Raw genomic sequence first — 12,029 nt, forward strand, 5'->3', positions numbered from 1 at the left:
TCCCATGGCATACGAACACCTGAGGCGCTACGGGCTTCAGCCGTCCTTCGAGGAGGCGGCGGGGCAGGGTGGCCTGTGCCTTGCCCGGATCACGGAACAGCATCGGGATCGCTACAAGGTCATGAGCGAGGACGGGGAGCTGTGGGGGGAGGTCTCGGGAAAGCTGGCGTACCTCGCCGGGGACGAGACAGCCTTTCCCGCAGTGGGGGACTGGGTCCTCATGGACCTCCCGGAGGGCTCCGGGAGCAGCGGGGTGATCCGCCGCGTGCTTCCCCGAAAGAGCGCTTTCGAGCGTCGTGCGGCGGGGACGGCCCACGCCGTGCAGGTGGTGGCGGCCAACGTGGACGTGGTGTTCCTCTGCATGGCCCTGGTGGGGGATTTCAACCTGCGTCGCCTGGAGCGCTACCTCTCCGTGGCCTGGGGGAGCGGGGCCGTGCCGGTCATCGTCCTGACCAAGGCGGATCTGTGCGATGACCTGCCCGCCCACCTCGAAGAGGTGACCTCGGTGTGTGCCGGTGCCCGGGTCCTGTCCTGTTCCTCCCTGGAAGAGGAGGGCTTCCGCCACGTCCTGGAGGGCATCCCTCCGGGTTCCACTGTGGCTTTCCTCGGGTCGTCGGGGGTGGGCAAGTCCACCCTGATCAACCGGCTGCTGGGGGAGGACGTGCTCGCCACGGGGGAGGTTCGGGAGGACGACGGCCGGGGGCGACACACCACCACCCACCGGCAGCTGATCCTTCTTCCCGGAGGGGTCCTGGTCATCGACACCCCGGGGATGCGGGAACTCCAGCTCGATTCGGGGGACCTATCCCGGTCCTTCGACGACATCGGAGAGCTTGCGGCCCGGTGCCGGTTCCCGGACTGCACCCACGAAACGGAGCCGGGCTGCGCCGTGCGGGAGGCCGTCGCCCGGGGGGAGCTTTCGCCCAGGCGCCTCGACAGCTTCCGGAAGCTCCGCAGGGAGATGGACTACGCGGCGCTGGACTCGCGGCAGCGGGAGCGGGAGAAGATCCGCCACATGTTCGGGAGTATGGGGGAGATGAAGCAGCTGGTCCGCGAGGCGAAGCGCAAGAACCGACGCTAGTTTTCCTGAAGGGGTTCCTGGGGCGATCCTCCGGTCGGATGGGCGGGGCTTTCTCAGCCGGGAGCCCCGCCTTCGCCTTTCAGGTGTGCCCCCAGGGAGGGGCAGAGGGCTTCCGCCGCCTCCGCCGCCTCCTGGGGCAGGGGGAGGCCGGATCGGTGGAGACAAAGCAGTTCGTCCCCTCCCGGGGTGCCCGGGAGGACCCCCACCAGGACGTAGCCCTGCTGGCGCGCCGCCTCCGCCTCGAAGGCCGTGGCGGGAAGCTCCAGGGGCAGGTGCAGCAGCAGGTGGCGGTAGCCTCGTTCCAGCAGGTGGGCGGTCAGCTCCCGCAGACGCAGCGGGAAATCCGCGCCGTAGGCGTGGACCCGCAGGTTGGTCCGCCCCTTCGGGGTCTGGGAGGTGACGGAAAGGATGCTTCGGGGAGCGAGGCCCTCCCGCCCTCCCTCCTGCGGCGGGGCGAGGTTTTCTCCCCACCGGGCGTAGAGTCCCGCAAGGAGCCCCCGAGCCGTCGGGGGGACCCCCAGAGGCCCCAGGACCCCGGAGGGGCCCAGGGGGTGGAAGAAGAGGGCACAGGGGCCTTCGGTTTCGGGGGAGAAGGGCGTGGCGGGGGTGTAGGGGAGCAGGGCGCAGGGGGCGAAGCCCTCGGGGGGAAGGGATCGGGCCTCCCCAAGGGGGTACGTCGCCAGGAGCCCCCCTTGGCCTTCCCGGATCGCCTGCTCCTTCACCGCCCGGAGCAGCCGTCTGCGACAGGGCTCCTCGGGGACCCCGGGGAGGATGTGGCAGGGGCCCATCAGTCCCAGGGTCGGTCGGGCGTCGTGGCGTCCCCATCCCTGGAGGGCCAGGTTCCTTCCCCCGGCGTTCCGTGCGGCGAAGAGGGCCTGGGTCGGGTCCGTCAGCAGTTCCGCCCAGGGAAGGGAGGGGAAGCCTCCCTCTTGGGCCAGGGCGTCCTTCTGGGCGGGAAGGACTCGGTCCGCAGAGGCGGGAGCGCGGTCCTCGCCCTCTTCGGGAGGGGGCGGACAGGTTCCTGCCTCCGGGGGCGTCCCGGCCCCTTCGGGCAGGCGTTTATGGTGGACCCCAATGTCAAGACCACGGGAGCGGCAAGGTTTGTTAAGGTCAGACCGCCATGGAACCCGGGGTGGTGAAGTGCACTTCCTGTGGAGTCCGGTAGCGCAGCGATGAATGAAGCCGTTGCTCGTTGTAGAACTTCATATACTCTCTAAGTCCCAACTTGAGCTCTCGAACCTCCTGGTAGTCGTTCAGGTAGAGCCATTCGTACTTCAAGGTCCTCCAGAAACGTTCCACGAAGATGTTGTCCAACGCTCGCCCTCGGCCATCCATGCTGATGCGGATCTCCCGGTCCTTCAGTGGCCCCAGGAAGGCCTTGCTGGTGAACTGGCTGCCCTGGTCGGTATTGAATATCTCCGGTGTCCCCTGGGACAGGGCCTCTTCCAGAGCTTCGATGCAGAAGGTCGCGTCCAGGGTGTTGGACAGTCCCCAGGACAGGACGTACCGGCTGTGCCAGTCGATCACCGCCACAAGGTACAGGAAGCCGCTGTTCATGGGAAGGTAGGTGATGTCCGTGCTCCATACCTGGTTCGGCCTGTCAATGGAGACACTGCGAAGCAGGTAGGGGTAGATCTCGTGCTCCGGGTGAGACTTGCACTTGCCCGGCTTGGGGGCCAAGCCTTCGAGACCCATGAGCTGCATCAGACGCTGGATGCGTTTTCGATTCACGTCGTAGCCCTCCCGACGTAACCAGGCGGTCATCCGACGGCTCCCGTAGGTGGGCACGGCGGTGTACTGACGGTCGAGGCGCTCCATGATTTCAAGGTTCTCCTGCGTCTGCATGCCCCAGGAATCTCCGACGTAGTAGCTGGAACGATTCAGGCCCAGGAGGTCGCACTGGCGACGGATGCTGATCCGGGGGTGATGGGGATCCACGGAGGCTCGTTTGGCCTCAAGCGTCAACTCCAGCTTTTTTTTTGAGCCAGTCAAGCTCCATCTTGAGCCGACCGATCTCCTGGTACAACGGGGCTGTCAGGGTCTCCGCCCTCACCGGTCGCTCCTGGTGCTGGAAGGCGTTCGGGAGCTGCTGCAGGAGCTGGGCCTTCCATTGGCTGATCTGGACGGAACAGACGCCGAACTCGCTGGATAGCTGGGCCAGGGTCTTGTCCCCTTTGAGCGCCGCCAGGGCCACCTTGCTCTTGAACTCCGGTGATCGTCGTTGCCGTTTGACCGTCATCGTGTCCCCTCTCTTTCGGGGGCCCAGGGCTCGGACCGACTCCGCACTTAGCTTAGCTCCTGGTCCATTTTTCGGGGTCCACTATAGTTTGAAGAAGTGAAGCTCCTGACGGTTTGCGGTCCCCTCCGTCAGGGTCACCTGGTCCATCAGGTGGAGGAGCATGTAGAGCCCCAGACCCGCCTCTCCGTCCCGCTCCGAGGCCTTGTCGGGGGTGTAGGCGGTCAGGTCCTGTCGGGAAAGGGGGCGTCGGTGTCCCGCCAGGGAGATGCGCAGCCCCAGGGGTACTCGCCGAAACCGGACCTCCACCGCCTCGTCCCCCGTCGATTCGCCGAGGGGGACCGCCAGGGCGGAGAAGGCCTCCTCCAGGGCCAGCTCCAGCTTGCACCCGTCCTCCTGGGAAAAGCCCAGCCGGGAGGACAGCTCCCGAAGCGTCGCCAGCAGGAGGGGCAGGAAGGCCGGTTCGGGGGGCAGGTGGACGCTCAGCGTCCCGTGCATGGGGATCCCGGAAGGGCAGCGGACGGGCATGGGCGAAGCCTCCTGGCGGCGCGGGATGGGGTTTGGGGGGACGGCGGTTCGATACGGGTTCTTCAGTGTGGTAACATCCCCTGGAACTCATGATAACACGGCCGTGGGAAGGGGGTTCGACCCCGACCCCGTTGTCTTCCGGTGTTATCGGGTGGGGTTTCTCAAAGGACCTTCGGTTCCCGCTGGAGACGGCGGCGGGGTGGTGCCCTTCGGGTTTCGGGACGGAGGGCTGGACGGCTTCACGGAGAGGGGAAGGAACCGGATCATGAGAACCGCTTGGAGAAACGCGGTGTTGTTTGCCCTGGTCCTGTGCGGGGTCTGGACGGGGACGGCCTTCGCCTTTTCGGCGGCCCGGGTGGAACAGGATGCCCGGGAGGCCCTGCGGGGGCTCTACGAGACCACCCCGGAGGCGGGGGATCTGGCGAAAGAGGCCAAGGGAATCCTGGTGTTTCCCCAGGTGGTGAAGGCGGGGTTCGTGGTGGGGGCGCAGCACGGCATCGGGGTGCTGTTCCAGCAGGACGCGGTGACGGGATATTACGAGACCGACGCGGCCTCCTACGGCATCCAGGCGGGGGTGCAGAAGTTCGGCTACGCCCTCTTCCTCCTGTCCGACTCGGCCATGGAGAACCTGCGCACCAGCGACGGGTGGGAGGTGGGGTCCTGCCCGAGCCTGGTGATCGTGGACAAGGGTTGGGCCCGGTCCCACACCACCACCACCGCCCGCAAGGACGTGTACGCCTTCTTCTTCGGCCAGCACGGGCTGATGCTGGGCATGGGCTTCCAGGGGTCCAAGGTCACCCGGGTGACCCCGGACAGCTGAGGGATCCGGGGCATCCCGAGGTCGTACCGAAGGGGTGTCGATGGAGTCTCCCGCCCGGAGTCACGGGGCGCATCTTCGCTGTGATGTATGGTGTTTTATGGTGCATTGGGCATGGCGTTTCTCATCTTGCGGCAAAGGAGAGGACGGCATGGCGGAAAACTACTATGCGGAAAAGCTCAACGCGGCGAAGCTGTTCCAGGTGTACGAGACGGCGATCCCTCGGGTCCGGCAGTACTTCGAGGAGGAGATCCGCTTCGTGCGCCAGGACCTGACCGGAACGGAGCGGGTCCTGGAGGTGGGGGCCGGGTACGGACGCATCCTTCGGGAGTTGGCTCCCCACGCGGCATCCCTGGTGGGGATCGACATTTCCGAGGACTCCGTCGTCCTGGGACGGGAGTACCTGGCGGACTGTCCCCGCTGCCGCATGGAGACGATGGACGTTTACCGGCTCCCCTACGAAGAGGCTTTCGACGTGGTCCTCTGTCTGCAGAACGGCCTCTCCGCCATGCGGGGGCAGGCCTCGGACCTGGTGGCCCGGTGCCTGCGCGCCCTGGTCCCGGGGGGGAGGGCCTACTTCAGCAGCTACAGCTCCCGGTTCTGGGAGACCCGCCTGACCTGGTTCCGGGAGCAGGCACAGAAGGGGCTCCTGGGGGAGATCGACGAGGAGAAGACCCGGGATGGGGTCATCGTCTGCGTGGATGGTTTTCGGGCCACCACCTACTCCCCCGAGGACCTGGACCGGCTGGGAAGGGAGACGGGGTGTCCCTACCGAGTGCAGGAGGTGGACGAGTCCAGCGTGTGGCTGGTTCTGGACAAGCCGGTGGGGCATCGCCCCGCCTGACGGCTCGGTTCAGAGAAGAAGGCAGCGGGGGACCTCCGGTCGGGGGTCCCCCGCTGCCTTCGTGCGTTTCTCCCCGAAACGGACCCCCTGGGGATTGTGTGGTGCTTCATCGGGTTAGTAGAATGGAGGAGCCCGGAAGGGGGTGAAGGGGTTGGAGGAGGAGCGTCCTTCCTACGGGGAGCTGGAGCAGCGTTGTCGTCGGGCGGAATCCCTCCTGGAGGTCCTTCTCTTGGGATCCGTCGTCCCTGGGGACGACGGAGTGGAGACGCCGTTGAGTGCCGCTTGGTGGGACGCCTCCGGGGTCTCCGCCGCGAGGTCCCTCCAGGGGGCGCTGTTGGATGCGATCCCCGCCCCCGTGTTCTATAAGGACCTTTCGGGACGCTACCTGGGGGTCAATCGGGCCTTCGCGGAGTTCCAAGGTTGCCCGGCGGGGGCGTTTGTGGGCAAGACGGTCTACGACGTCGCCCCGCCGGAACTGGCGGAGCAGTACCACGCCAAGGACCTGGAACTCTTCCGGGACGGGGAGATGCAGGTCTACGCCTCCCAGATGCGGAACGCCCAGGGAGAGCTGCGGGACGTGGTGTTCCACAAAGCCCCTCTCCGGGGGGCCGACGGGGCCGTCCGGGGGCTCATCGGGGTGATCCAGGACGTGACGGAGCGCAACCGGGCAGAGGAGGCCCTGGCCCGTTCCCAAGGGTTCCTGCGGACCCTGGTGGACACCATCCCGGACCTGATCTGGCTCAAGGATCCCCAGGGGGTCTTCCTGAGCTGCAACCCCCCCTTCGAGCGCTTCTTAGGCGCCCAGGAGGAGGAGATCCTCGGGCGAAGGGACGAGGATTTTCTGGACCGGGACCAGGCAGCGTTCTTCCGGGAACACGACCGGTTGGCGGCGGAGGCCGGGGGGCCCCGGGTCAACGAGGAGTGGTTGGTCTTCCGGGACGGGAGCTACCAAGGGCTTTTCGAGACCATCAAGACCCCCATGTGGGACCTGGAGGGGAATCTGGTGGGGGTTCTGGGGATCTCTCGGGACATCACGGCGCACAAGCGGACGGAGGAAGCCCTTCGGGCGGGGGAGGAACTGTGGCGAAGCTACGTGGAGAACGCCCCCTACGGGATCTTCGTCACCGACGGAAAGAGGCGTATCCTCCAGGCCAACGCCGAGGCCTGCAGGATGTCGGGATACTCGGAGGAGGAACTGCTTGCCCGGAGCCTCCCGGATCTCCTCGTCCCGGATAGCCTTCCCGAGGCTCTTTCCGCCTTCCAGGAGGTTCTTGAGACCGGTCGCTCCTACCGCGAGCTGGGTTTCGCGACGAGGGCGGGGGAGCCGCGCCGGTGGTCTCTGGCGGAGGTAAGGCTTTCGCCTACCCGGTTTCTGGGGTATGCCCGGGACATCACCGCACGGCTTCGGGCGCAGAGAGAGCGGGAGCAGCTTCGGGAGCAGCTGCTCCATTCGCAGAAGATGGAATCCGTGGGGCGTCTGGCCGGGGGGGTGGCCCACGATTTCAACAACATGCTGGGGGTCATCCTGGGGCAGGCGGAGATCGCCCTGGCCCGGACGGAGCCGAGCAACCCCCTGCACGGAGCCCTGAAGGAGATCCGGAAGGCCGCCGCTCGGTCCGCGGACCTCACCCGTCAGCTTCTCGCCTTCGCCCGCAAGCAGGCCTCGGCCCCCCAGGTGCTGGACCTGAACGAAACGGTGGAGGGCCTTCTGGGGATCCTGCATCGCCTTCTGGGCGAAGACATCCGTCTGGACTGGATCCCCGGGGAGGGAGGGACCGTCCGGATGGATCCCGCCCAGGTGGACCAGATTCTGGCGAACCTCTGCGTGAACGCCCGGGACGCCATCGACGGGGTGGGGCGCATCGTCATCGCCACGGCACGGACCACCCTTCGGGAGGCGCCGAAGGAGCCTGTCTACGGCGTCGCCGTCCCGGGGGAGTACGCGGTCCTCTCTGTGGGGGACGACGGGTTCGGCATGGACGAAGAAACCCGATCCCACCTCTTCGAGCCCTTCTTCACCACCAAGGTTCCGGGACAGGGGACGGGGTTGGGGCTGGCCACGGTCTACGGCCTGGTCACCCAGAACCGGGGGTTCCTCCAGGTGGACAGCGCACCAGGAAAGGGATCCACGTTCCGGGTCTATCTCCCCTGGTTCGACGAGGCTCCGTCGGTTGCCCCGGACGGGGAAGGGGGGGAGGTGTCCGCTCGCTCCCAGGGGGAAACCCTCCTCCTGGTGGAGGACGAACCGGCGATCCTCCGGGTGGTGAAGATCCTGCTGGAGGGGTTGGGCTACCGGGTCCTGGCGGCGGGAACGCCCCGGGAGGCCCTGGAGCTGGCGCGACGCCACCGGGACGATATCCGGCTCCTGGTGACCGACGTGGTGATGCCGGAGATGAACGGTCGGGAGCTGGCGGAGGCCGTCCAGAGTGTTTCTTCCAGGATTCGCTGTCTCTTCATGTCCGGGTACGCCGCCAACGTGCTGGCCGAACGGGGGATCCCGGCGGGAGCCCGGCTTCTCCAGAAGCCCTTTTCCTCCTCCGAACTGGCCGCCAAGGTCCGGGAGGTTCTGGATCTCCCGTAGTTTCCCGCGCCCTTGGGGGCGGGAGCTTCTGCCCTGGGGGGCCTCCCCTCGGGATGTTCCAACGCCAAGGAGGGTGTCCTTTCATGAAAAGAGCGATTTGGATGGGTCTGGTCCTTCTCCTCTCCCTGGTGGCGTTCTCCCCCGCATGGGGGCTGACCGACGAGGAATACCGCCAGCTGCTCGCTCAGTCCCAAGAGTTCCGGGAGGCGGACGAGGGTCTTCGGGGAGCCTGGGAAGAGGCGAAGGAGAAGCTGACTCCCGGAGAGTTCCGACGGCTTGGGGAGGTGCAGCGGGCCTGGCTGCGAGAGGGACGGGATGTCGGGGCGGGGCGGCGGATTCGCGAAGGAGTTCCGAAGGCCAAAGCCTATGCCGACGCCACCATGGACCAGGTGGTCCTCATCAACGGGGAGATCTCCCGATCCTTCCTGAGGAAGAACCCCAAGGGGGCTCAGGGGCTCTATGTCCTTTCCCGCAAAGGCGTTTCGGGGGTCCTGGAGGTGTATGGCACCGACGACAAAGGGCGGGAACTCTTCGTGGCCTTGGAAGCGACGGTTCGGGACGGAAAGGGCGCGGCGAGGACGGTGTCCTTCCAAGGCAGGGGCGTCCTGGCCAACGGCCGGGCGTCGGTGGTCTCCGACTCCGTCCCGAAGCGGGAGCTGACCCTGCTCTTCTCGGGGAGAGAGGTCACGGTGGTCACCGGACCGGCCTTCCGGGACGGGGGCGGGGTCGTCCCCGATGGGGTGTACGTCCGCTAGGTCGGATCCGCCCCCAGGTCCGGCGGGCCGAAGCGGGGTCACTTCCGGGAAGGGGCGGGAAAAACAGCTCGCGGGGCAGACCGTTGGGGCGGTTCCCGCCTTCCCGGCGGGGTTGGGAGAAAAGGGCGTCGCCCTGCCGCGTCGCGGGGTGATTCGAGGAGGGGGACATGCCTTTGGTCTTCGCCGGTCTGATCCAAAACCTCTCTTTTCTGGTGGCCCTCTCGGTGGTCTCCGGGTTCGTGGAGCGCCGCTGGCGGGGGACCTTGGGGGCGGCGGTGCTTCAGGGGACGATCTTCGGCACCGCTTCGGTGATCGGAATGCTGACCCCCCTGGTGCTGGGGCCGGGGCTCATCTTCGACGGCCGCTCCGTGATGGTGAGCCTCGGAGGGCTGTTCTTCGGACCCTGGGCTGCGGCGGTGTCCGCGGTCATGGCGGCGGTCTGCCGGGCCCTCCAGGGAGGGGTGGGCACCTACACGGGCATCTTGGTGATCCTCTCCTCCGCCCTGTGGGGGGTGGTGTTCCATAGGCGTTGGACCCTGCGGGGCGTGCCCGCCTCCTACGGGATGCTCTGGGGGTTCGGGGTGGGGGTGCACGTCGCCATGCTCCTTCTCATGTTCACCCTCCCAGGAGGAGCCGCGTGGCTGGTGCTGCGCCGCATCGGCCTGCCGGTGATGCTGGCCTACCCCCTCACCACGGTGCTCATCGGTGCCATCCTCTCGGACCAGCGAGGCCGGATCCGTCTCCTGGGAGAGATGCGGGAGAACGAGGAACGCCTGCGCCTGGCCCTGCACGCCACCAACCAGGGGCTCTTCGACCTGAACTGCCAGACCGGCGAAACGCTGGTGAACCCGGAGTATGCCCGCATGCTGGGGTACGATCCGGGGTCGTTTCGGGAGAGCCATGAGGAATGGGTGCAGCGGCTCCATCCCGAGGACCGGGAGGCGGCGGTGGGGGCCTACGAAGGCTACGTTGCCGGGCTTCTGCCGGAGTACCGGGCGGAATACCGGATGCGGTCCGTCTCCGGGGATTGGCGGTGGGTTCTTTCCCTGGGAAAGGTGATGGAATGGGATGACCGGGGGCGTCCCCTGCGCATGCTGGGGACCCACACGGACATCACCCCCCTCAAGAAGGCGGAGGAGGCCCTTCGGCTCATAGCCGAGGCGGACGTCCCCCCGGGGGAGGACATCTTCCGCTTCCTGGTCCGCCACATGGCCCTGTCCCTGGACATGAGCCATGCCTTCATTGCCCGCCTCGACCCGGGGGAGCCGGGGTGGGGGCACTGCGTCGCGGGCTGGGGGCCCCAGGGTTTCCGGGAAAGCGGGTTTTCCTTTCCCCTGGAGGGATTGGCGGGGGAGGTGGTTTCCCGGGGCAGCTGCCTGGTCCCCTCGGGCATCCGGGGCGTCTTCCCCCGGGACGCAAGGCTGGAGGAACTGGGGGCGCAAAGCGGCTGGGGGACCCTCCTGCGGGGAGGGGACGGGAAAGCCTTGGGCCTGGTGGTTCTCCTGGATCGTCGCCCCCTGGAGGTGGACCCCAGCGCTCGGTCCCTCTTCCGCAGCTTCGCCTCCCGTTTGACCGGGGAGATGGAGCGCCAGCGGACGGAGGAGAAGTACCAGACCCTCTTCCGGGAGATGCTCGATGGGTTCGCGGTCCACGAGATCCTCTGCGACGAGACGGGTAAGCCCACGGATTACCGGTTTGTGGCGGTGAACCCAGCCTTCGAGAAGATGACGGGGCTTCGGGGGGAGGAGATCCTCGGGCGCCGGGTGAAGGAGGTTCTCCCCGGAACGGAGGAGAGCTGGATCGAGACCTACGGACGGGTGGCCCTGACGGGGGAGCCGGTGCATTTCGAGAGCTACTCCCAGTCCTTGGAAAAGCACTTCGAGGTCACCGCTTACTGTCCCCAGAAAGGGCAGTTCGCCTGCCTCTTTGCCGACGTGACGGCCCGGAAGAAGGCGGAGCAGGAACGGAATCGCCTGGAGGATCAGGTGCGCCAGGCCCAGAAAATGGACTCCATCGGCAGGCTCGCGGGGGGCGTGGCCCACGACCTGAACAACCTTCTCACCCCCATCCTGGGGTACGGGGAGATCCTGCAGGCGGAGTTTCGGGGGGACGAGGAAAAGCGGGAGTGTGTGGAGGAGATCCTCCGGGCGGGCCAGCGGGCCCGGGACCTGGTGGCCCAGCTGCTGGCCTTCGGGCGCAAGCAGGTTCTGGAGTTTCGGACCCTGGACCTCAACGAGGTCGTCCGGGGGTTCGAGAAACTGCTGCGTCGGACCATCCGGGAGGACATCAAGCTCCGGTTCTTTCTGCAGGACCCCCTGCCTCCCATCCGGGGAGACGCGGGGCAGCTGGAACAGGTCCTCCTGAACCTGGCCGTGAACGCCCAGGACGCCATGCCCCAGGGCGGGGTCCTCTCCGTCGAGACGGGGGCGGCGGACCTGGACGAGGCCTACGCCGCTTCCCACCAGGGGATGACGGTGGGGCGCCACGTCCTCCTGGTGGTGAGCGATTCCGGGAAGGGGATGGACGAGGAGATGCGGGCCCACCTCTTCGAGCCCTTCTACACCACCAAGGAGAAGGGAAAGGGCACGGGACTGGGCCTGGCCACGGTGTACGGCATCGTCAGGCAGCACGGAGGGTGCATCTGGGCCTACGGGGAGTCGGGGCAGGGCATGACCTTCAAGCTCTTCTTCCCCCAGGGGGAAGGAGGCGAAGGGGCCCCGCCTTCCCCAGAGGCTTCGTCCCGGGACCTCCGAGGGCAGGAGACGATCCTCCTGGTGGAGGACAACGACATGGTCCGGTCCCTGGCCTGCATCCTGCTCCGTCGACAGGGGTACACGGTCCTGCCGGCGGCAGACGGCAAAGAGGCCCTCTCGGTCCTGGAGTCCCACGGAGGGGCGGTGCACCTCCTGCTGACCGATGTGGTGATGCCGGAGATGAACGGCCGGGTTCTCTACGACGCGATGAAGGTCAGGGTCCCGGACATCCGGGTCCTCTTCATGTCCGGCTACACGGAGAACGTCATCGCCCACCAGGGGGTTCTGGACCCGGGAGTCCACTTCCTCCCCAAACCCTTTTCCGCCGAGACCCTGGCGGCGAAGGTTCGGGAGGCCCTGGAACAGCCCTAGGGTTTCCCTTCAGGAGATCCGGCAGAAGAGAGGAGCGGGGGGAACCCGGTCACCCGGGTTCC

The 12,029-nt window shown here is 67.1% G+C and carries 9 protein-coding genes; 6 read left to right on the top strand and 3 right to left on the bottom strand.

The genetic code is table 11. The features are described from left to right. The first annotated feature begins 4 nt into the window (after nucleotides 1-4). Complete coding sequence (rsgA, locus tag APAU_RS03440; protein WP_006300293.1) at nucleotides 5-1,081, top strand: ribosome small subunit-dependent GTPase A; 1,077 nt, start codon at nucleotides 5-7, stop codon at nucleotides 1,079-1,081. 53 nt (nucleotides 1,082-1,134) lie between these two features. On the opposite strand, the gene APAU_RS03445 is transcribed toward rsgA, so the two are convergent. The 3 genes from APAU_RS03445 to APAU_RS03460 all read right to left on the bottom strand — a co-directional run bounded on the left by APAU_RS03445 (nucleotide 1,135) and on the right by APAU_RS03460 (nucleotide 3,845). After that, entirely contained in the window at nucleotides 1,135-1,869 is a 735-nt protein-coding gene (locus APAU_RS03445) for a hypothetical protein (protein WP_006300294.1), read from the bottom strand. Between the two features lie 322 nt (nucleotides 1,870-2,191). After that, nucleotides 2,192-3,320 (bottom strand): IS3 family transposase gene (locus tag APAU_RS03450; protein ID WP_408626263.1). Its coding sequence is split into 2 segments (ribosomal slippage): nucleotides 2,192-3,053 and nucleotides 3,052-3,320, totalling 1,131 coding nucleotides; the frame shifts between segments, so codons are not numbered across the junction. 81 nt (nucleotides 3,321-3,401) lie between these two features. Then, a complete protein-coding gene (locus APAU_RS03460) occupies nucleotides 3,402-3,845 on the bottom strand; it encodes an ATP-binding protein (protein WP_006300297.1) in 444 nt (147 codons plus the stop codon). A gap of 265 nt (nucleotides 3,846-4,110) precedes the next feature. Here APAU_RS03460 and APAU_RS03465 point away from each other — a divergent pair, with 265 nt between their 5' ends. The 5 genes from APAU_RS03465 to APAU_RS12480 all read left to right on the top strand — a co-directional run bounded on the left by APAU_RS03465 (nucleotide 4,111) and on the right by APAU_RS12480 (nucleotide 11,967). Further along, nucleotides 4,111-4,665 carry a lipid-binding SYLF domain-containing protein gene (locus tag APAU_RS03465; RefSeq protein ID WP_040345537.1) on the top strand — a complete coding sequence of 185 codons (555 nt, stop codon included), beginning with the start codon at nucleotides 4,111-4,113 and terminating at the stop codon, nucleotides 4,663-4,665. A 148-nt stretch (nucleotides 4,666-4,813) separates the two neighbouring features. After that, nucleotides 4,814-5,506 (top strand): class I SAM-dependent methyltransferase, encoded by a 693-nt coding sequence (locus APAU_RS03470; protein WP_006300299.1) that lies wholly within the window; start codon nucleotides 4,814-4,816, stop codon nucleotides 5,504-5,506. 142 nt (nucleotides 5,507-5,648) lie between these two features. Further along, nucleotides 5,649-8,087, top strand: a complete 2,439-nt coding sequence (locus APAU_RS12475; protein ID WP_050792458.1) for a PAS domain S-box protein — start codon at nucleotides 5,649-5,651, stop codon at nucleotides 8,085-8,087. Nucleotides 8,088-8,170: 83 nt separating this feature from the next. Next, nucleotides 8,171-8,842, top strand: coding sequence for a lysozyme inhibitor LprI family protein (locus tag APAU_RS03480; RefSeq protein ID WP_006300301.1), 672 nt, complete (start codon nucleotides 8,171-8,173; stop codon nucleotides 8,840-8,842). Nucleotides 8,843-9,009: 167 nt separating this feature from the next. Further along, nucleotides 9,010-11,967: a PAS domain-containing protein gene (locus APAU_RS12480; RefSeq protein ID WP_006300302.1), complete on the top strand. Its 2,958-nt coding sequence runs from the start codon at nucleotides 9,010-9,012 to the stop codon at nucleotides 11,965-11,967. Nucleotides 11,968-12,029 lie beyond the last annotated feature (62 nt).

It is taken from the genome of Aminomonas paucivorans DSM 12260 (assembly GCF_000165795.1).
Classification (GTDB): domain Bacteria; phylum Synergistota; class Synergistia; order Synergistales; family Synergistaceae; genus Aminomonas; species Aminomonas paucivorans.

Coding starts and splice junctions, on each gene's coding strand:
- APAU_RS12480 (WP_006300302.1), top strand. CDS start 9,010: ATGCCTTTGGTCTTCGCCGGTCTGATCCAAAACCTCTCTTTTCTGGTG.
- APAU_RS03445 (WP_006300294.1), bottom strand. CDS start 1,869: ATGGGCCCCTGCCACATCCTCCCCGGGGTCCCCGAGGAGCCCTGTCGC.
- APAU_RS03470 (WP_006300299.1), top strand. CDS start 4,814: ATGGCGGAAAACTACTATGCGGAAAAGCTCAACGCGGCGAAGCTGTTC.
- APAU_RS03465 (WP_040345537.1), top strand. CDS start 4,111: ATGAGAACCGCTTGGAGAAACGCGGTGTTGTTTGCCCTGGTCCTGTGC.
- APAU_RS03460 (WP_006300297.1), bottom strand. CDS start 3,845: ATGCCCGTCCGCTGCCCTTCCGGGATCCCCATGCACGGGACGCTGAGC.
- APAU_RS03480 (WP_006300301.1), top strand. CDS start 8,171: ATGAAAAGAGCGATTTGGATGGGTCTGGTCCTTCTCCTCTCCCTGGTG.
- rsgA (WP_006300293.1), top strand. CDS start 5: ATGGCATACGAACACCTGAGGCGCTACGGGCTTCAGCCGTCCTTCGAG.